The organism is uncultured Dokdonia sp. (assembly GCF_947492815.1).
Taxonomy (GTDB): Bacteria; Bacteroidota; Bacteroidia; order Flavobacteriales; family Flavobacteriaceae; genus Dokdonia.
The window spans coordinates 1-19,762 of record NZ_CANLOB010000020.1; the positions used below are offsets into that span (position 1 = coordinate 1).

Sequence of the window (19,762 nt, forward strand, 5' to 3'; positions counted from 1 at the left end):
GCGTTTGACAATTCCTGTGTTTACTGATGTTTTCATTACACTAAAGTTTTAGTGTATCGATATTTCAGGACGAGACACCTTTTAGAAAAAAAAGATGCTTAATTATGAGTGTGTTGAAGGCTTTTTTTAGTTTTTGCTAAATCGCTCTTTCAATTTAATATGTGGTGCTGTTTTTCTATTATTAAAGGCATGTAATGAGATAATAACGATTAAAACAATAGCACTGCAAAGTGCATAATAGGAAATACTCTCTATATGATCTTTATGTCGTATATAAATGGCAATGAGTGCCCAAACAGCTACAAGGGCAAACTCACGCATATTACGTAACCAAACCATAAACATATTGAGAAGTACCGCAATGGTAATCATAATCATAGTCCACATGATTTGAGTAAATGTTTCTCCTGTAAATTCGATACTTGCAAAAAAGGCACTAAAATTTGCAATGGTAGCAACCGCTATCCAACCAGCATATATGCAAATAGGCCACCAAACAAAAGCAATTACCTCAATAGGCGCATCCCAACGCTCCATATTGGTGTTACGTATAATTTGTAGTAGGCTTATTAAGAGTCCTAACATAATAATTACAGAAAGCCCTACGTATTCGTAGGTGAAGGCTACAACCCAAGCAGCATTGCAGAGATTTGCTAGTAGAAACCACCAACCCGTTTGCACTATAAATGGAGATTCTTTTTTGCTAAAGAATGCTCTTCGTATTTGAAATAAACTATATGCAATAAGCATTAAAAAGATCAAGCCCCAAATGGCAAAGGCATATCCTGCAGGAGTAAAGAGATTATCATACTTGTTACTGATTTCCCCTATCGTAGTATTATTCCAACGTTGTGATTGTGAAAGACCATTTACTAATAGCACAAGAACAACAGAGAGTAGATTGACAATAGCAAATACCTTTTTCATATGTATGTTCGTTTTTTATAAAGATACGTATGCTTTAACGTTTTGCTCTCTCTTTGGTCCTGAATCTCACAAATTCGCTTTCGCGAAAGTGAACTTAACACCACATAAATCCTATTTTGAGCATTGATTCATTATAAGAGAATTTATGCAAATTGCTCACAAAGTGTAATGGTGTCTTTTACATCTTGAAAGCTTGTACGAGGATTGATCAAACACATTCTCAAAACTACTTGTCCATTTAAAACTGTAGTTACTAGAAATGCTTCTTTGGACGCTAGCACACTTTCAGATATCTTTTGATTTAATGTGTCCAATTCTTTTTCAGAGTAGCTATTTCCAATGGGATTATACCTGAAATTAATGATTGCTAAAGTTGCAGGGGAAACAATTTCCCACTTCGAACTTTTACGAAGTAACTTCTCTGTTTTTTCAGCGAGTTCTATATTGTATGAAATGGCTTTTTTAAACGCTTTTAATCCAAATGTTTTAAGAGACATATAGAATTTTAAGGCTCTAAAACGACGCGTAAGTTGTACCCCGTGATCATAGAAATTAATTTCAGATTCGTTGCCTTCTATGTCTCTAAGGTATTCTGGTTTTTCTACAAACGTACTTTTAAGATATTTGTGATTGCGTATTAATAAACATCCCATTTCGTAAGGTTGGAAAAACCATTTATGAGGATCTACCGTAATAGAATCTGCTTTTGAGATTCCTTTCAAAAGTTCTTTACCCTTTTTATCCAAAATCGCAGCACCTCCATAAGCACCATCTATATGAAACCATAGTTTTTCTTCTTTACAAATAGCAGCTATTTCTTTAAGTGGATCTACAGTGCCAGTATTAGTAGTTCCGGCAGTTCCAATCACACAGAAAGGTTGTAATCCTTCCAAACGATCTTTTGCAATAGCATTCTTCAATTTTATAGTAGAAAACTTAAACTCAGAATCGGTTGGAATTAATCGTATTTGCTCTTTTCTAAAACCAATGGTTCTAATTGCCTTTATATTACTAGAGTGTGCCTGATCTGATAGATAAATAATTGCTTTCGAAAAATCATCACCACACTTTACACGTCTTGCTGTCACAATCGCAGTAAGATTTGCCATAGAACCTCCACTGGTAAATATTCCTCCTCCTTTTTTAAGGGGTAATCCAAATATTTTGAGAAGCCAACTTATGGTAACAATTTCAAGTTCGGCAGCTGGTGGTGATTGTGACCAGCCCCCTGAAAATACATTGTATCCTGTAGCGAGTGTATCTGCCATCGCACTGATATAATTGCTAGGCCCTGGAACAAATGAAAAGAATTTAGGATGCGCTGCAATGGCACCTTTGTTCATTACCTTTTCAATTACAAAATCCAATACTTCTTTTGGATCTGAAGGCTTTTCGGGAGCTTCTTCTAAAAATAAGCTATCCATCTCCTTACGGCTTCCAGTAGCAATAGGGCTTCTGTCATTTAGGGTGTCATAATGAGCCACAACAGCATCTACTACGCTGTATCCGTAGGCTTTCATTTCTTCTTTAGAAAGTTCTAAAGTGTCTTTGTTCATTTCAGTCTATTTAGATAGACTGCAAAGGTAGACTATTGCTCAGACCATTAAAATTATTTGATGCGCAGATTTTTACTAAAAAATGAATACTGCACAACTCACATTTTATTTCTGCGATACAAGCTGATGATTACATTTGAAATAAAACTTAAATAAGAAATAATTAGAATAATTATATATAAATTTTTAGAAAAATACTGAAATTCAAAAAGTATAATAACGATTAGTGTCGCAAATAGGTGTGTTTTAGAAAGTATTGTGTTTGTTTTAAATCTAAATAAACCTATCAAAGCATAAATAATTAAAAACACAACCCAATCATATATCATAGCCACTTTAAAATAATATGTAGGGTCAAATAAATAACCGACAGTTTGATTAAAAGACCTTACACCATAAGATGTCGTGGAGAATACAATCAAATATAAAATGCCCATTAGAAGAAACATTCTTCTCTCCACTAGCTCATTAAAACTTAGTGTTTTTCTCATTTTAATAAAAACAAGCTACAAATTTTTCAAAATCTTCTGCAGTGTTATACACGTGTGGAGCGACTCTAATGGCTTCACCACGTATACCTACGGATATTCCGCTTTCGCGAAAGCGGTCTTTAACAGCATCCATCTTTATATGATCAGGTAAGTACACACCAAATAAATGTTTAGAGCGATACTGAGCATCTTCTATAAAGCATCCTTTGGTTTGTAATTGAGCAATCGCCTCAGATGAAATAGTCTCACAATACTCCTGAATATTTTGAACTCCCCAATCCAATAGTTGCTCAATGGCTCTAATTTGCATAGGCACTAGTATAAAATTACTAGATTCTCCCACCGAAAAACGATCGGCTTTAGGTTGATATTCATCTTGATAATTAACCAACTGACTAAAATCTTCGCTATTCTTCCTATTGATCCAATTGTATTCCAGTGGCTCTCCGTCATTAAATGTATCTGCATAATAGGCCATGCCAATAGAGTAGGGGCCTAATAACCATTTATAACCACCAACAATTAGTGCATCTGGTTGAATTTCTTTTACTGAAAAAGGAAGCGCTCCTACACTTTGAGTTCCATCAATGATTAGTTTTGCGCCAACCTCATGTGCTTTTTTACGGATGGTAATGAGATCAAATAAGGTTCCGTCTGCCCAATGAATATGACCCATAGTAACTACTTTTGTAGCGGCATTGATAGCATCTAAGATCTTCTGATTCCAACGTTTTCCGCGATTTTCAAAAGAGTCTGGAGGTGTAACTACACGCATGTGAGCACCCGTACTGTTTGCTTTTTCGCGCCAAGCGTATATATTACTTGGAAACTGCTCATCTATAACTAAAATTTCATCATCTTTTTGTAATTCGATATTTTTTGCAACAGTTGCAATGCCATAAGAAACTGACGGGATGATAGCACAGTTTTGCTCATCTGGAGCATCAATAAGCGAAGCAAAACGTTGTTTCACAATCGTTCGGTGTGTAAAGAAATCAGCTTGTGAAATAGCAGTAGGGTTATTTTTTCGAATCACACTTTCTAATCCCACATCTGCAACACTTTTAAGTTGGGGAGACATATAGGCTCCATTGATATAAGTGACATCTTCTGGAAGTGAAAAGAGGTGTTTTTGGTGTTTCATAGCATAAAAATTAATAGCCTAAAAATACCTCAAATTTGAGCATTTTAAGTGTAATATTGAACGTGTTATACTTTTTAACATAAAATTAATACCTAATGAAATGACCTTATTTTACTATCAATTTTAAAGATATGAGGTGGAAAAATAGATGTAGAATGTCTTTTTTAATTGTTTTGTATGTAAGTGTTTGAAGAATAGACGTCTAAAATCGTGTTAACCATAAAGAACTTAATCATGGAAAATACAGTTTTAAGAAATCAAATGGACGTACATTTTAAAGAAATGACTGCATTATTAGATTTTGACGTTCAAAAATACATTACAAGTTTACAAACAGTTTCTATTATCAATTCTATAGAAAGTCCTGAAGAAATAAATGTAGTATCTGATTTTTGGGACCACTTATTTATAGACTTAAATTAGCATTTTACCCTTCTTATATATACCTATAGTTAATACTATAGTCCCCCTTTATAAAACAGGTGTTGTCATGGCAATACCTGTTTTGTTTTTTAGTAGTAATACTTGATACACTGAAAAATTATTTTCTAACTTTAGAGCTTTATTATATGGTTAAAATTAGAAGACATGAAAATATTTGCAGAAACTGAGCATCTTATTCTTAGAGAGATTGTTGTTGAAGATACAGGAGATATGTTTCGATTGGATAGTGACCCTTTAGTACATGAATATTTAGGGAAAAATCCTATTTCGTGTATGGGAAAGGCACGTGAATATATAGATAGTATCCGTATGCAGTATGAGAAGCATGGAATAGGTCGTTGGGCGGCGATAGAGAAATCTAGTGGTGATTGGATAGGATGGACAGGTCTGAAAATGAATACTGAATGGTCTCCCAATGGACATTCTAATTTTTATGATGTAGGATATCGGTTTATGCCGCAATACTGGGGTAAAGGATATGCAACAGAATCTTCTATAGTAGCAAGAGATTACTTTTTTGAGCACTTTCCAAATCAAAAACTTTGTGGAATAGCCGAGTTAGGAAATGGTGCCTCATGTCGAATACTAGAGAAAATAGGATTGGAACGTAAAGAAGATTTCTTTTATGAACCCGAAAACTTGATGTTGGCTTGGTTTGAATTAGAGAAATAAGCATCCTATCTAATTAACAATTTTCGAGTTGTAATAGTAGTATTGTTTTTGATTTTTATAAAGTAAACCCCTCGAGACAGTGCTGAAATATCTATTGTGGTACTCTTATTATTAAGGGTCCCTGAATTTTGAAAACTACCTTTACTATCATATATCGTATATGAAATGGGTGTTGTTATTTCTTCTAAAATAATTGAGGTCTCTTTATTTGCTGGATTTGGTGTAATTAGTACGGTATTATCTACAGTAATATCTGATACAGTAAGTGTCTCCTGAAAGTAAGTACATAAAACTTCAAATACATCTTCTTCTACAGTATAATAGGATGAGTTTTCACCAAGTTGATATCCATTCCAAATACCATTGATAAGCAATGCAAAAGAGATATTTTGCTGTGTATTAAAATAAGCATCACTTACCAAACCAAAAGCCTCTCCTGGATGACCAATAAAAGAATCATACGTTCCAAGATTACAAATTTGATCTCCCGTTGTGACATTTGCATGGTGTAGCCCTAAGCCCCACCGATTAAAAAGACCAAAATAATTATCACCATTAGTACTATCATAATTCCAGGCAATGGCTTTCATCTCTTGAAGTATGTCTTGACTAATATTTAATGAGGTATTTATTCCATCAGAAGCTAGATAGTTTAAAAAAAATCCTGTGTCTTCTGCAGAAATACGTAAACTCCCTTGTGGCCCAAAATAAATACCGTTAGTTCCTGGAGTATAATCTCCAATATTTGGAGGGCTAGGAACAACCCCTTCATAATTATCTACTTGTGGTTGCCAACCTCCATTGTTGCGATATAAAACAGCAACATCATTAATGTCAGATAGGTCTCTAACATTATAGCTTGCATCAAGCCCCAACGGATCTAATATCTCATTCTTCATATAGCGATCAAATCGCTCATCACTTATTTTTTCTATAAGCGTTCCTATAAGTCCAAAATTGATGTTACTATAAGCAAAGAAGGTTCCCGGAGTTTCTGTACGCCACATATTTGTTGTGTAGTAATCTCCATCAGATACTAATACTTCTGAAATATTAGGTACTGGAAGCTGATTAAAAGTGCCTTGTAAAAAAGGATTATATCCGTCACCATCCTGAAGACTACTGGTATGAGATACGACCATCCTGAATGTAATAGGTATATCTGGATATTGAGGATTACGTATTGTATAGCCTAAGTATTCTGAAATATCATCGTCCAAATCAAAAAGACCATCATTATATAATTTTATAAGTCCTAAGGCTGTAACAGATTTTGATACAGATGCAATACGGTATTTAGTATCGGCATTTATTGGTAAATCCCTATTAAGATCTCTTAATCCATAATGAAATTGTTCTGAAACACCTGGTGTCCCTACCCAGACAGACATACCCATAAGTTCATAAGCTTCAAAAACAGCTTCTAATTCACTTTGAATAGTTTGTGAGTTACTTATACACGTAATAAACAACCCGATAATCAGACATCCTTTTTTAAGCATTGGTAAATATACTTATTTCCAGGTTTGTCCATTTAGGGTTAACGCAGCTTTAAGCACATCTTTCTGACTTATTTGCCCGACAAGTTTACCATTCTCAACAATAGGAAAACGACGACGTTTAGAGTTTACAAACTTATTGGCGGCATCAAATACATTCATATTACCATCTATCGTTTCTACTTCTTTAGCCATGTGTTTTTCTACAATCATATCTGCCATAGGCATATTGTAATAACGACTTTCAGAAATTTGTTTCATACAATCTCCTTCAGAAATGATACCCATAAGTTCGTTATTCTCATTCACAACAGGCCCTCCAGAAATCTTATTTTTAATAAGCGTATTCATGACTTCCAGTACAGATTGATCTGGCTTAAATGTGATTAAATTTTTAGTCATATAATCACTTACTTTAATATCTGTCGGGTTGCCTTTTGTAGGTTTGGCACGACGCCCGGTAAAACTTTTGATTCCCATAACGAACTGTTTTTAAATACCTAAATCCTCTTAAAGTTACTAAATTTAAAGGAGATTATGCTGTTTATGCCTTCGTACTTGGATAAACTCAGTATAAACTTTAGCGTAAACATCTTCAAAAATTGTATTTTTAGGAAAACCAAACCAACTCCTTATGAAACGTATTGTTCATATTTTCTCTATAGTACTTATTATAGGATTAGTGTCTGTAGCTTTTAGTTCTTTGTTACCTAAAAAAATAAGTGACCTTAATACGCCCGCAACTGAATTTTCTACAGCGCGTGCGATGCAACACTTAGAAGTAATCGCAAAAGAACCTCATTTTGTAGGCACAAAAGCACATGCTGAGGTACGCGCATATATTGTAAAAGAACTTGAAAAATTAGGGCTAAACCCTCAAGTGCAAGAAGGATTTACATTTGACCAATGGCAAGGATATGGCAACTTGGTAAAGCCACAAAACATTCTTGCACGTATTAAAGGAACTGAAAATGGGAAAGCACTTATGCTCATGTCTCATTATGATAGTGCTCCGCATAGTGCTTCTCGTGGAGCGAGTGATGCAGGGTCTGGAGTTGTTACAATCTTAGAAAGTGTACGTGCCTATCTTGCAAGTGGTGCAAAACCTAAGAATGATATTATTATTTGTTTTACCGATTCTGAAGAGTTAGGTCTTAATGGAGCTTCACTATTTGTAGAAGAACACCCTTGGGCTAAAAATGTAGGTGTAGCGCTCAATTTTGAAGCACGAGGAAGTGGTGGACCTTCTAATATGATTGTAGAGACTAATGGAGGGAATGCAAACCTCATAAAAGGTTTTCAAGAAGCAGGTGTTGAATACCCTGTAGCAACCTCATTAATGTACAGTATCTATAAAATGCTGCCGAATGATACCGATTCTACAATCTTACGAGAAGACGGTGATATAGACGGGTTTTTCTTTGCGTTTATAGACGATCATTTTGATTATCATACCGTAAATGATACCGCCGAAAATTTAGATCGAAATAGCTTAGAACACCAAGGAAGCTACTTAATACCGTTATTAAAATACTATGCCGATGCTGATTTGTCTACTATAAAATCAAGTGAAGATTATGTATACTTTGATACTGCGATTGCAACGTTTATAGCATATCCCTTTTCTTGGATTTGGCCTATGCTTGTCTTAGCAATTGTACTTTTTATTGCTTTATTGGTCTATGGTTTTAATAAGAAAAGATTGTATAAGAAAGCTATTTCGAAAGGATTTGGCGCTTTTATGTTAAGTCTGATACTAGGAGGAGCACTTATGTATTTATTATGGATACTTATTAAAATGATATATCCATCATATAATGAAATCCTTCCTGTATTTATTTATAACGGACATTGGTATACTGCGGCATTTGTACTTCTAGGCGTAAGTTTATGTTTCGGAATTTATCATAAAATGGTAAAAGCAGAACATACAGTAAGTACATTAATTGCACCACTTACTATATGGCTGATTATAAATATAGCATTAGCATTAAAACTTCAAGGAGCAGCATTTTTTATAATCCCAGTATATTTTGGCTTGTTAGCACTATTCTTATTGATCAGACAGACCAATCCAAGTATGACATTAATGGTACTTTTAGCGGCACCTGCTATTTTTCTATTTGCACCCTTAGTGCAGTTTTTTCCAGTTGGGTTAGGTCCAGATATGTTTTTTGTTTCCGTGATTTTTACAGTACTTCTTTTTGGTTTATTAATCCCTGTTGTTGGATTTTTTAGAAACAAAAAAATGGTTGGAATACTAAGTCTTCTAGCTGCTTTCGTGTTCTTGGGAATTGCACATTCAAAATCTAGTCCTTCGGCAGAACGACAATTACCTAATAGCTTATTATATTATCATAATGCAGATACAGATAAGGCCTATTGGGCAACGTATAGTGAACAAATAGATGATTGGACACGCGGTTATTTAGGAGATAACCCTGAATCAGCAACTGCATATATAGGCAATGCTGCAGGAAGCAAATATAATACGCCTTACTCATATGCAAAAGAAACAGCTGTCATTAACTTACCAGAAAGTGACATACGCGTTACACAAGATACTATTATTGAAGGCACTGCTTATACAACTATGACTATTGTGCCAAAGCGAACTATACATCAAATGCGATTGTATTCGGCGATAGATACTCCATTCCAGTATTTATCTTATAACGGAAAAGAGTTTATGCCAGATAGTACAGAGACATTGTATAAAAAACGAGGAAGTAAAGGAATGCTAAGTTATTACTTGACATTAGGAGATTCGCTGGAGGTTAGATATGCAGTTCCTAAAGATGTTGTGCCTACATTTACGCTAAAGGAATTTTCTTATGATTTATTAGATAATCCAAGTTTTACTGTGTCAGCAAGACCTAAAAATACAAAGCCAGAGCCATTTATAGCGACAGATGCTGTTGTTATAGAGCGCACTATAGATGTTGCTTCCTATAAAGAAGTAGCAAACGATAGTATCTTAAATGATCAAGAAGTATTGGAAGAATAATGTATACGCTTTCGCGAAAGCGTGTAAAGAAAAATTACTACTGAAAAAGAATATTAATAAGATTTCTGCCTACGCGGAAATGAAAAGAAAAACTATTGAATAAAAGAATTACAATTGCTGGATTAGGATGGTTGGGAAGTGCATTTGCATCGACCCTTACGACATTAGGTTATACTGTGAAAGGAAGCGTTACAGATGCTAGTAAAGCGCAAGAACTCACAGGAAAAGGTATTACAGCTTATCCTATTGTGTTAACGGAAGCTGGGGTTACAGGGAAGATTGATACACTATTGTCTGATACAGATGTGTTGGCTATTATGATTCCGCCAGGACTGAGAAGAAATACAGGCGCTAATTATGCTCTTAAAATGGCACATTTTTTACACCAAATAGAGAGTGCCTCCATAAAAAAAGTGATCTTAGTGAGTAGTACTTCTGTTTATGATGATGCGCAAGGAGATGTCACCGAAAAAGATGTCCCTAAACCACAAAGTAATGCAGGCAAACAACTATATGATGTAGAACAAATATTTTTTAATACCCCAGCATTTGAGACTACGATTGTTCGTTTTGGAGGATTATTTGGAGGTAGCCGAAATCCAGTACGTTTTTTGGCAGGGAGACAAGGTTTAAGTAATGGCAACGCTCCAGTAAATATGATACATCGTGAAGATTGTATAGGAATTCTTTTGTCAATCATTCAGAAAAATGCTTTTGGACATATTTTTAATGCTGTCGCACCACAACATCCTACGAAGAGAGATTATTATACAGCTCAAGCTGAAAAACTAGATTTAGTTGCGCCTCAATATGATGAAGAAGGGGATACTATTTTTAAGAAAGTAGATAGCACCTCTATTAGTGAGATTTTAAGATATGAATTTAAAGTAACGTTATAAAATTTTAAAAAATAGATACTTTGTTCCAAAGAAAAACCCATCACTAGGATGGGTTTTGTACAAAATGTATATGCTGTAGTTATATAACTTTTACGTTTACTGCATTTAGTCCTTTGTTACCTTCTTGTAGGTCAAATTCTACTTCATCTCCTTCATTTATTTCGTCTACAAGACCTGAAATGTGTACAAAGTGATCTTTGCTTGCTCCTTCTTCTGTAATAAATCCAAAACCTTTTGTTTGGTTGAAGAATTTCACTGTTCCTTTATTCATTTTTAAAATTTAAAATTAATTATTAAATATTAGGCAATGATAGTGCCATATATTGATTTACAAGGACTTATATTGATTTATTTTAAAAATAAAAGTAAATAACTGACTGTCAGAATCTTGAAGAGATAAATAAAGTATTATTAGGAGTAAAAACAAAAAAATCGCTCATTTTTGAGCGATTTTTTTTAATTAAATAGTGTCATAAAGGCGTATTACCAGATACGAACGCGTTTTTCTGGTACTAAATACATAGCATCTCCTTCTTTGATATCAAATGCTTCATAGAAAGCATCTACATTAAGTAACGGTTGTGTAGCACGTACTTTTCCTGGAGAATGAGCATCTGTTTTTACTTGTGTGCGTAATGCTTCTTCACGGCTCTTAGTTCTCCATACAGTTGCCCAGGACATAAAGAAACGTTGTTCTGCTGTAAATCCATCAATATCATCTGGACGTCCATTTTCTTTGTAAAATTTTTGAAGCCCATCATAAGCACTCAGTATTCCTCCTAAATCTCCAATGTTTTCTCCTAACGTAAATTCACCATCTATAGGTACACCATCTAGTACTTCTATATTACTATATTGTTGGGCAAGTGCTTTTCCTCTTTCTGAAAATGCTTTAAGGTCATCTTCTGTCCACCAATTTCTAAGATTTCCATCACCATCATATCGTGCTCCACTATCATCAAAAGCATGAGAGATTTCATGGCCAATAACAGCTCCAATACCTCCATAATTTACGGCCTCATCTGCCGTATAGTTATAGAATGGAGGTTGCAAAATAGCCGCAGGGAATAAAATTTCATTGTAGGGCGGTATATATCCAGCATTGACTGTTTGAGGAGTCATAAACCACTTAGATTTATCTACAGGTTCTCCAATGTCTGCATAATTTTTGTCTTGTGCCCATTTTCCTATAGCAGTCATGTTTTCAAAATAGCTTTTGTTTGCAGATACTTCCATCGCACTGTAATCTTCCCATGTATCTGGATATGCTATTTTAATGCTCAGCTTATTTAATTTTTCTATAGCTTTCTGCTTCGTTTCTTGGCTCATCCAGTTTAAATTTTGGATACGCTCTTTATAAGCTACCATTATATTGGCGATCATTTCTTCTGCTTTCTTTTTAGCTTCAGGAGGAAACTTAGCATCTACATATAATTGCCCTAATGCTTCACCTACAGTACTATTTACTGTGGCGAGTGCACGTTTATCTGCTGCTCGTTGCTTTTGAGCACCATTTAGATATTTGCTATAAAATTCCCAGTTTGCAGTTTCAATATCTGTAGTTAATAACCCTGTAGCGCTATTGAAAGTATCCCATTTTACTAGTGTTTTGATATCTTCAATAGGGGTATCTTTAAGAAATTGATCTAAAGCTTCTGTATAGCGTAATTGTGTGACAAGAAGTGTATCAAACTTTTTTGTAATTCCTAAATCAGAAATCATTTTGTTTACGTCTATAGAAGAAAGCATTGCATCGACTTCTTTTATAGAACGAGGATTGTTATAATTACGAGCATCACGACGCTGTTTTTTACTAAGGCGTGGTTCTGCAAGCATTGTCTCCATTGCTAATATTTTTTCTGCAGCTATTTGAGCATCTTTCTCACTATCTCCAATCATTTGAAGCATACGGGTAATATGCTTTTTATACTCTTTGCGGGTTTCTTTTGATTTTTCATCTTGCTCTAGATAATAATCACGATCTGGTAAACCAAGACCATTAGCTCCAAGATATACGATGTTTATAGAGCTATCATTGAGCCCAGGACCAGCACCTATACTTATAAAAGGAGAACTTACAGAAGGGTTTTTAGCTAATACCGTTTGAAGATCTGCTAGGGTTTTAATATTTTCTATGTCTTTTAAAGCGGGTACAATAGGAGTGATACCTGCTTTATTACGAGCAATGGTGTCTAATTTTGTGTCAAAAATAGCAATTGCTTTGGCTTGGTCAGATTCAGGAGCATACTTACCGCTTGTTTTTGCTTCTGTTAGTATTTTTAGTACATCTTCATTTGTAGATTTACTTAGTACACCAAAACCTCCCCAGCTTGTGCGATCTGCAGGAATTTTTGTTTTTTTTATCCAACTACCATTTACATAGCTGTAAAAATCATTTTTAGGACTCACGGATGTGTCCATGTTTTCTAGAACAATACCAGGTGTTTTTTCTGAAGTTGTTGTTAGTGTGTCTTTTTGTGTAATCTCTTGTTTACAACTCGTGAAAGCAAGGGTACAAGAAGCTACAATAGCAACAGCTTTTACTATTTTCATATTAGGTTTGTTGATTATGGTCAATAGGACGTGATTTCTAATGTATTGTTACATTGAAAATACAAAAGTCTTGTCATGTTATGAAGCGTGTGAGTAAACAGTATTTAGATCTATTGCTTTGTCATTTTTTCCATTTGTAAGCGGTCCCACTCTTTTTTCATTTCGGTAATGGTAGCTACATTTTCATTAGGAATGGCAATAGATAATACATAATGTTTTACTTTCCAGACACCGTTTTCTTTTTTTACAACACCAGAGCCTCTACAAATACCCATTTGGGTTTTAAGATGTTCATCAAACCAAGCAGTATCTTCATGGTTGTCTAGGTATATATTGCGTTCTAATGTAGTAAACGTCCAAGCTTTGCCTTTATCAAAATAAGGTTTAGAAAAAGATCTAAATTCCTCATTTTGCCAATTTTCAGTAGCATCTGTGCCTATAAAAACAGCATCATTAGTCATCATGCCGAAATAGGCATCAAAATTTGCATCTGCAGCTGCTTTGTGCCAAGCGACAAGCATGGTATCTATAGCTTCTTTTTCTGAATGCTGTTGCGCGATTCCTGTAGTTGTTACAAGACTTATAAATACAAATAAAATAATACGTGTCATTGGTTTGGTTTATAGATTTTTATTGGAGGTTTTCCTGTCGGATTTGAGTTTTCTAAAGCTGGACTATCTTCGGGATTGTTAACTTCTTGATTGAGTTGCTCAAGCATCTCTTCTATTGTTAATGCAAAGTTCTCATTAATTTGAAGATTTAGATTCTGAAATGCATTTTTAAGCGCTATAACTCCCGTAGTAATCTCTTCTACATTGGGTTCGCTTTTTTGCGCATAATTATTTACGATCTTGAGTTTTGTCTCTACAGATAATAATCGAGCTTTTATCGCTGGCGTTTCTAAATTATCTGGAGTTAAATTTACAATCTCTTCTTCTGCTTCTTCTTGACCGTCAAATGTTGAAATTAGAATAGCTAATTGATTTTTTGTTTTTCCTAATGACACACCTTGTAAACTATCTAGTCTTTTTAAAAGTCCTTGGTATAATTGCCAGTTTTTAACAGCCGTTTGCGCCTTTGGAGTAAGACGTAAAGAAGGCTTTAACCCCTCTGTACTATTAGGAATAGTAAGGGTGTCATTAGTCACTACATTTGTAGTTTCTGATGCTTGCGTTTGCGCTTCTTTCTTTTCACAAGCAGTAAATAGAAAGAAAGCACTTAATAGATATATGAGTATACGCTGTTTCATTTGTTTAAAATTAAGAAACTAAAACTTTTTCACATCTGGAAATTTGTATAATACCTGTAATTATTTGAAACTGTAGTACTAATTATTGGTATTATGCTCATTTCATAAGCAGTTCAAAAAGTTTGTAGACAAAAGTAGCCTAAATAGGAATATACAAGAAAAATTTATGATTATGTTTGCTTTTGTATACGCTTTCGCGAAAGCGTACTTTTAAAACTTAATATTGAGAAGCCAGTAAGGTGTACTCATTAGTATGTGTTGAACTAAGCCTATTTTTTGAGTAGGATCTCGTTTTAATATTTGGATCTTTAGTTCAATTACTTTTATTATTTAAAAAATTAAAAATGAAATCAAGAATACTTATTATAGGGGCTTGTGGACAGATAGGAACAGAACTTACCATGGCCTTAAGCAAACGATTTGGAAAAGATAAGGTTGTTGCAAGTGATATACGTGAGGGAAATGAAGCAATGATGAAAAGTGCGCATTTTGAACTTTTGGATGCTACAGATCTGGAAGCAGTCGAAGATGTTATATTTAGATATAAAGTAGATACGGTATATCTTATGGCGGCTATGTTAAGTGCTATTGCAGAGCGTTTTCCTGCAAAAGCATGGGATCTTAATATGAATTCACTTTTTCATATTTTAAATTTAGCAAAAGATAAAAAGGTAAAAAAAGTATTTTGGCCTTCTAGTATTGCGGTCTTTGGAGAAACAACGCCTGCTCAAAATACACCACAAACTACCGTCATGGAACCGTCTACAGTATATGGGATTTCTAAGCAAACGGGAGAGCGATGGTGTGAGTATTATTATAATAAATATGGAGTAGATGTACGTAGTATAAGATATCCTGGCCTTATAAGCTATACAACAGAGCCTGGAGGGGGAACTACAGATTATGCAGTAGATATATACCATCGAGCTCTAAAACATGGACAGTACCGTTGTTTCTTAAAAGAAGGTACAGTGTTGCCTATGATGTATATGGATGATGCTATAAAAGCTACAATTGCTATCATGGATGCTCCTGTGGAGACTATTAAAATACGATCATCTTATAATCTAGCTGCTGTAAGTTATGCACCTGAAGATGTCACAGCAAGTATTCAGAAACATATTCCTGAATTTGAAATAACATACGAACCTGATTTTAGACAATCTATTGCCGATACTTGGCCTCAGAGTATAGATGATAGTGAAGCAAGAAGTGATTGGGGTTGGTCTCATAATTTTGGACTAGAGGAAATCACAAAAACGATGATTGATAATCTAAAGGACCGATATAAAGAGTAAGTAAGGTTTTATTGGAACCGCTGAAGGTATTCATACTATTAGGCTTGCCTTAAGGTAGTTTACTTTAAATTCTGTGACCGCTTTCGCGAAAGCGTAAAAAGAATACTAGAAGGAAACTCTAAAACTGAAATTTGGAGTGATTCCAAGAGATTTATTGTCTATTCTGGAGATCGTGCTATCATCATTTACAATGAAGTAGGTGTTAAGTATATTTTCTCTATTTAAAATATTCCATAAAGAGATTCCTATTTTGCCTTTTGCCTTTCCTTTTAAGTCAAATGTATAGGTTGAAGAGAAGTCTGTTCTTACATAGTCATTTACACGTTCGCCATTAGGAGGGCCATATATGATTTCTCTCGCAAAAGGACTATCTCCATCAGGTAAGGTGGTGACATTACCTGAACGCCAATTAACACCGAGTGCAAATTTTAAATTGTCACCAACGGTATATGCGCCTGCAAATGTTAATGCATGTTTTATATCTGCATTATTGGGAAATGGATTTCCGTCGTTTAGTGTATCAAACTCATAATAGTTTTCACTAAAGGAATAACTTAACCATGCACTTAAGTTCGTAAAACGTTTATTGATTAGAAAATCAATACCTCTCACTTCGTAATCTCCAATGGCGTTTACAAATTGAAATTGATTTTGAAATCCTTGGCTACGCGCGGTAATCCCATCTACTTTTTTAAGATATCCTTCTGCACTTACTAATAGTTTGTTTTTATTGTATTGTAGTCCAATAGATGCTTGTTTACTCCTGATAATTGGAATAGTACTGTCATTAGAAATAACCCAACGTCTACTTTCAACACCTATAAAGTCATTTTGACGATCTATAATTTGCGATGTTGTTTGACTTTTTAACTCTCCTAAAATTTCTACTTTAAAATCTTTAAGAAATTCCTGTGTAAAACTTACTCTTGGCTCTAATAAGACTTTGTCAAATTTTCCAAAATAATTAGCTCTTAGGCCAGTTTTTATATCTGTTTTTTTTGATTTTGTGGTTATTTGTACTTCGCTATACAATGCATGACTTCGTAATACTTCTTTTATATTGCTTCTAAAAGGTGGGTTGTCTATATCCTCTAAATTTGTCACACCTACTTCAAAAAGTTGGTACCCATTTATCCAGTTTACACCATTACGAATTTTGTAATTGGTGTTTAATTTGATGCCTGTGTCTAGAACCTCATTTTTTTGATTAAGGCGTTGTACATTAATGATATCTGCATTTGTAGCGTCTAGCGTATAAAAAGATCCGTACAATTGTATATCACTTGAAAATGAAGTGTTCCAGTCTCTGCTATAGGTGATTCCTGTTGCAAGGTTTTGTTGTGTAATACCACTACTTGAGGCATCTCGAGTATTAATGGTTTCTTCTAGATAGTCTAAAGAGTTGAAGATAGAAGTAAAATTAAAACGTACTTTATCCTTTTTTGAAATATCGTAAAGTAGTTTTGTACCTACATCATAAAAATAAAATGCTTCTTCTCTAATAACGGTTTGATTGGTTTCTGATACTGTATTTGTAATTTCTGTGTTTTGAAAAACACGATCAAAATATTGATTGAATGTAGGAGTCTCTATAACATCAGTAATAGATCTTCTTGCAGAGACCTGAAGTTCTACTTTTTTAGATAATGGAATTTTTGCAACTGCATTTGCATCTATAAAATTAAATCCAATACCTCCAGAAAATGTGTCATTGATAGATTCGTCTAGTTGAATGTCTATAATACTTGATACGCCATCTCCATATATGGCACTGGTTCCGTTTTTAGCAATAAAAACATTCTTTGCAAGATGAGGATTGAAAGCAGAAATTAATCCGAAGAAATGCCCTGATTGATATACTTTAATACCATCCCATAAGATAAGATTTTGATCATGGGTTCCGCCTCGCACATTGATATTTGATACGGTTTCATCTACACTTAAAATACCAGGGAGTGCCTGAATAGTTTGTAATATATCAGGTTCTATAAGACCTGGTAAGATTCCAAAATCATCTGGTTTTATGATAATGGCTCCTGTTCTATTAGTAGAAATACCAGAAGTAAGGTAATTTTTAATATATACTTCATCTAGTTGTTGACTAGCAAGGGTTTCATTTGCGAATTCCTGATTTTTTTTAATAGCAATAAAGCGATCATCAATTATTTCAAACTTTAAACCAGTATTTGTTTCTAATATCAGTAAAACCTGCTTTAAAGGCAGGTCCGTTTTTGGAACACTAACTGTTTTGTTTAAAATGGTATCATCTGCATAGGAAAAGCGAATATCATACCGATCCTCTATAAGCTCCAAAACATAGGAGAGGGATTTTTTTTCAGCTTCTTCTTTGGTTTGAGAGCGTATTTCGGAGAAACTAAAAATGACAAGTATGAAAAAGAGAACTAATCTATTTTTTTTATTCACCCTTTAAAGTTATCGTTTGGTTTGTTCTGGTATACTCCAGATTTAGGGGTAAGGTAATAGATTTTAGGGCAATTTCAATATCATTGTGAATAAAACTTCCAGTAAACAACTGTTTTGAGTCAATATGATCTGCGATAATTTGGATATCATATTGTCTTTCAAACTCAGCAATAACAGTGCTATATGGTAAACTTTTAAACGTACTAGTGTTTGTAATCCAAGAAGGACTTAGTTGAGTGGTTTTTGTTTGGGAAGCAGTAGTGCCCTCCATTTTAATGTAGCTATCTCCCTGTTTTAATAGTATAGATTGTCCATTATGATTTACACGTACAGCACCTTCATAACATACAACTTCAAACAATTCTGCTCTATCTTTAACAATAAACTGAGTCCCAACGACAGTAACAAGTCCTGTTTCTGTTTTTACATTAAATGTAGCTCCTTTTTCTACTTTAAAAAAAGCTTCCCCTTGTAATTCAACTTCGCGTTGTTTATCCCAATTTTTTTCATCAAATGATAAAGAAGATAATGAATTTAGAGAAACATTAGAATTGTCAGGAAGTGTAATTTCTTGTTTTTGACTCGCAAGCGTAGTCACTGTAGTTTCCTGTAAAAGGAAAGAATAATAGATGCCAAAAAGAACAACAACTGATGCAGCAATAGCATATACTGGTTTTAACCAATTTCTTTTCTGCTTTTTAAGAGCAATCGTGTTTTTAAGATTTTCTAATTCTGTAGTTACATGAAAAGAAGTTGGCTTAAATTTTTGAACACCTTCAGAAATACGAATCAAATCTGTATAATCATCTAGCTCTTTAAAGAGGCTTAACTCTTTAGGATTTAGCTCATTATCTAGCCATTTTCTTATTAATTCTTCTCTTTTCATAACAATGCATTCACTAATAGAACAATTAAAGGATGAAAACTCCTACCCTCATTATATTATAATTCGTGAATTTGTTCTTTTAATTTTTTTAGAGCTCCGTAAATACGTTTTTCAACTGCTTTTGTACTAATATCTAAAAGTTGTGCTATTTCTTTATGTTTTTTGCCTTCTATTCTATTTAGTAAAAAGGCAACCCGTTGTGCTTCTGTTAAACTTGAGATTGCTTTTTGTAATTTTTGAGAATACTCGTTTTCTTCCATTAAAAACTCTGGATTCTCATTTGTATGTGATTTTGGTTTTTCTTTTTGAAATTTTAAAACCACTTTTTGATGTTTTACTTCATTAAGCATTAAGTTGTTTCCAACAGTAAATAAATAGTTCTTTGCTTTTTCTGGTGTAATATTTTTACAGTTTTCCCAAACTTTAATAAAAGCTTCCTGTACTTTATCTTTAGGGTTTAAGTGATCTCCAAACTTGTAATATAAAAATGAATGTAAGTCTTCTGCATACTTCTTAAAGAAGTTTGAGTACACTATTTCTTCACAAATATTTTTATGTAAATTTTTACTCATTTGGCTGTGTCAGTTGGGAAAAATACAAAGATGTAATATTTTTAATAAAGTAAAGGTAGGAGTTTTTGTAGATGAATTGTTTTAGTATTGTAGTTTTGAACTGCAAAATAGTTTACAAATAAAGCACAATTTTTAATATTT

At 33.9% G+C, this 19,762-nt stretch carries 17 protein-coding genes; 5 read left to right on the plus strand and 12 right to left on the minus strand.

The features are described 5' to 3' along the window. Positions 1 to 126: 126 nt before the first annotated feature. From Q1A01_RS16305 to Q1A01_RS16315, 3 genes are all read right to left on the minus strand, one after another. The gene (locus Q1A01_RS16305; protein WP_299683129.1) at positions 127 to 927 is read right to left on the minus strand and encodes a tryptophan-rich sensory protein; all 801 of its coding nucleotides are present in this window, start codon (positions 925 to 927) and stop codon (positions 127 to 129) included. A 143-nt stretch (positions 928 to 1,070) separates the two neighbouring features. Continuing rightward, positions 1,071 to 2,483, minus strand: coding sequence for an aminotransferase class V-fold PLP-dependent enzyme (locus Q1A01_RS16310; protein ID WP_299683131.1), 1,413 nt, complete (start codon positions 2,481 to 2,483; stop codon positions 1,071 to 1,073). 492 nt (positions 2,484 to 2,975) lie between these two features. Beyond that, positions 2,976 to 4,118 carry an aminotransferase class V-fold PLP-dependent enzyme gene (locus Q1A01_RS16315; RefSeq protein WP_299683133.1) on the minus strand — a complete coding sequence of 381 codons (1,143 nt, stop codon included), beginning with the start codon at positions 4,116 to 4,118 and terminating at the stop codon, positions 2,976 to 2,978. Between the two features lie 234 nt (positions 4,119 to 4,352). On the opposite strand from Q1A01_RS16315, the gene Q1A01_RS16320 reads away from it, so the two are divergent. Together Q1A01_RS16320 and Q1A01_RS16325 are read left to right on the plus strand one after the other, a co-directional pair. Continuing rightward, positions 4,353 to 4,541 carry a hypothetical protein gene (locus tag Q1A01_RS16320; protein ID WP_299683134.1) on the plus strand — a complete coding sequence of 63 codons (189 nt, stop codon included), beginning with the start codon at positions 4,353 to 4,355 and terminating at the stop codon, positions 4,539 to 4,541. A gap of 165 nt (positions 4,542 to 4,706) precedes the next feature. Further along, positions 4,707 to 5,234, plus strand: coding sequence for a GNAT family N-acetyltransferase (locus Q1A01_RS16325; RefSeq protein WP_299683136.1), 528 nt, complete (start codon positions 4,707 to 4,709; stop codon positions 5,232 to 5,234). Positions 5,235 to 5,239: 5 nt separating this feature from the next. Here Q1A01_RS16325 and Q1A01_RS16330 read toward each other — a convergent pair whose 3' ends face one another. Together Q1A01_RS16330 and Q1A01_RS16335 are read right to left on the minus strand one after the other, a co-directional pair. Further along, positions 5,240 to 6,736 (minus strand): serine hydrolase, encoded by a 1,497-nt coding sequence (locus Q1A01_RS16330; protein ID WP_299683138.1) that lies wholly within the window; start codon positions 6,734 to 6,736, stop codon positions 5,240 to 5,242. A 12-nt stretch (positions 6,737 to 6,748) separates the two neighbouring features. Continuing rightward, entirely contained in the window at positions 6,749 to 7,213 is a 465-nt protein-coding gene (locus tag Q1A01_RS16335) for a CBS domain-containing protein (RefSeq protein ID WP_299683140.1), read from the minus strand. 154 nt (positions 7,214 to 7,367) lie between these two features. On the opposite strand from Q1A01_RS16335, the gene Q1A01_RS16340 reads away from it, so the two are divergent. Together Q1A01_RS16340 and Q1A01_RS16345 are read left to right on the plus strand one after the other, a co-directional pair. Then, positions 7,368 to 9,740 carry a M20/M25/M40 family metallo-hydrolase gene (locus tag Q1A01_RS16340; protein ID WP_299683142.1) on the plus strand — a complete coding sequence of 791 codons (2,373 nt, stop codon included), beginning with the start codon at positions 7,368 to 7,370 and terminating at the stop codon, positions 9,738 to 9,740. 95 nt (positions 9,741 to 9,835) lie between these two features. Then, complete coding sequence (locus Q1A01_RS16345) at positions 9,836 to 10,639, plus strand: NAD(P)H-binding protein (RefSeq protein WP_299683144.1); 804 nt, start codon at positions 9,836 to 9,838, stop codon at positions 10,637 to 10,639. 79 nt (positions 10,640 to 10,718) lie between these two features. Here the strand turns inward: Q1A01_RS16345 and Q1A01_RS16350 are convergent, their stop codons facing one another. The 4 genes from Q1A01_RS16350 to Q1A01_RS16365 form a co-directional block, all read right to left on the minus strand. After that, positions 10,719 to 10,910, minus strand: a complete 192-nt coding sequence (locus Q1A01_RS16350) for a cold-shock protein (protein ID WP_299683146.1) — start codon at positions 10,908 to 10,910, stop codon at positions 10,719 to 10,721. A 212-nt stretch (positions 10,911 to 11,122) separates the two neighbouring features. After that, positions 11,123 to 13,192 carry a M13 family metallopeptidase gene (locus tag Q1A01_RS16355; protein ID WP_299683148.1) on the minus strand — a complete coding sequence of 690 codons (2,070 nt, stop codon included), beginning with the start codon at positions 13,190 to 13,192 and terminating at the stop codon, positions 11,123 to 11,125. Positions 13,193 to 13,302: 110 nt separating this feature from the next. Next, on the minus strand, positions 13,303 to 13,803 hold the full coding sequence (locus Q1A01_RS16360) for a nuclear transport factor 2 family protein (protein ID WP_299683150.1): 501 nt from the start codon (positions 13,801 to 13,803) through the stop codon (positions 13,303 to 13,305). Next, the gene (locus tag Q1A01_RS16365) at positions 13,800 to 14,441 is read right to left on the minus strand and encodes a hypothetical protein (protein ID WP_299683152.1); all 642 of its coding nucleotides are present in this window, start codon (positions 14,439 to 14,441) and stop codon (positions 13,800 to 13,802) included. Before Q1A01_RS16365 ends, Q1A01_RS16360 begins: the two co-directional genes overlap by 4 nt. A gap of 344 nt (positions 14,442 to 14,785) precedes the next feature. Between Q1A01_RS16365 and Q1A01_RS16370 the strand changes: the two genes are divergently transcribed. Then, a complete protein-coding gene (locus Q1A01_RS16370) occupies positions 14,786 to 15,739 on the plus strand; it encodes an NAD-dependent epimerase/dehydratase family protein (RefSeq protein ID WP_299683154.1) in 954 nt (317 codons plus the stop codon). A gap of 105 nt (positions 15,740 to 15,844) precedes the next feature. On the opposite strand, the gene Q1A01_RS16375 is transcribed toward Q1A01_RS16370, so the two are convergent. Genes Q1A01_RS16375 through Q1A01_RS16385 form a run of 3 tightly spaced genes read right to left on the minus strand, consistent with a single transcriptional unit; the run spans position 15,845 to position 19,621 of the window. After that, positions 15,845 to 18,163, minus strand: a complete 2,319-nt coding sequence (locus Q1A01_RS16375) for a TonB-dependent receptor plug domain-containing protein (protein WP_299683156.1) — start codon at positions 18,161 to 18,163, stop codon at positions 15,845 to 15,847. Then, the gene (locus tag Q1A01_RS16380; RefSeq protein ID WP_299683158.1) at positions 18,156 to 19,049 is read right to left on the minus strand and encodes a FecR domain-containing protein; all 894 of its coding nucleotides are present in this window, start codon (positions 19,047 to 19,049) and stop codon (positions 18,156 to 18,158) included. The genes Q1A01_RS16375 and Q1A01_RS16380 overlap by 8 nt, the downstream gene beginning before the upstream one ends. A 56-nt stretch (positions 19,050 to 19,105) precedes the next feature. Next, entirely contained in the window at positions 19,106 to 19,621 is a 516-nt protein-coding gene (locus Q1A01_RS16385; protein WP_299683160.1) for an RNA polymerase sigma factor, read from the minus strand. Between the last annotated feature and the right edge of the window lie 141 nt (positions 19,622 to 19,762).

Bases quoted from the DNA above. Each gene is read 5' to 3' on its own strand.
- Q1A01_RS16310 (WP_299683131.1), bottom strand. From the start codon at position 2,483: ATGAACAAAGACACTTTAGAACTTTCTAAAGAAGAAATGAAAGCCTAC.
- Q1A01_RS16385 (WP_299683160.1), bottom strand. From the start codon at position 19,621: ATGAGTAAAAATTTACATAAAAATATTTGTGAAGAAATAGTGTACTCA.
- Q1A01_RS16380 (WP_299683158.1), bottom strand. From the start codon at position 19,049: ATGAAAAGAGAAGAATTAATAAGAAAATGGCTAGATAATGAGCTAAAT.
- Q1A01_RS16325 (WP_299683136.1), top strand. From the start codon at position 4,707: ATGAAAATATTTGCAGAAACTGAGCATCTTATTCTTAGAGAGATTGTT.
- Q1A01_RS16330 (WP_299683138.1), bottom strand. From the start codon at position 6,736: ATGCTTAAAAAAGGATGTCTGATTATCGGGTTGTTTATTACGTGTATA.
- Q1A01_RS16360 (WP_299683150.1), bottom strand. From the start codon at position 13,803: ATGACACGTATTATTTTATTTGTATTTATAAGTCTTGTAACAACTACA.
- Q1A01_RS16355 (WP_299683148.1), bottom strand. From the start codon at position 13,192: ATGAAAATAGTAAAAGCTGTTGCTATTGTAGCTTCTTGTACCCTTGCT.
- Q1A01_RS16335 (WP_299683140.1), bottom strand. From the start codon at position 7,213: ATGGGAATCAAAAGTTTTACCGGGCGTCGTGCCAAACCTACAAAAGGC.
- Q1A01_RS16305 (WP_299683129.1), bottom strand. From the start codon at position 927: ATGAAAAAGGTATTTGCTATTGTCAATCTACTCTCTGTTGTTCTTGTG.
- Q1A01_RS16340 (WP_299683142.1), top strand. From the start codon at position 7,368: ATGAAACGTATTGTTCATATTTTCTCTATAGTACTTATTATAGGATTA.
- Q1A01_RS16365 (WP_299683152.1), bottom strand. From the start codon at position 14,441: ATGAAACAGCGTATACTCATATATCTATTAAGTGCTTTCTTTCTATTT.
- Q1A01_RS16320 (WP_299683134.1), top strand. From the start codon at position 4,353: ATGGAAAATACAGTTTTAAGAAATCAAATGGACGTACATTTTAAAGAA.
- Q1A01_RS16315 (WP_299683133.1), bottom strand. From the start codon at position 4,118: ATGAAACACCAAAAACACCTCTTTTCACTTCCAGAAGATGTCACTTAT.
- Q1A01_RS16370 (WP_299683154.1), top strand. From the start codon at position 14,786: ATGAAATCAAGAATACTTATTATAGGGGCTTGTGGACAGATAGGAACA.
- Q1A01_RS16350 (WP_299683146.1), bottom strand. From the start codon at position 10,910: ATGAATAAAGGAACAGTGAAATTCTTCAACCAAACAAAAGGTTTTGGA.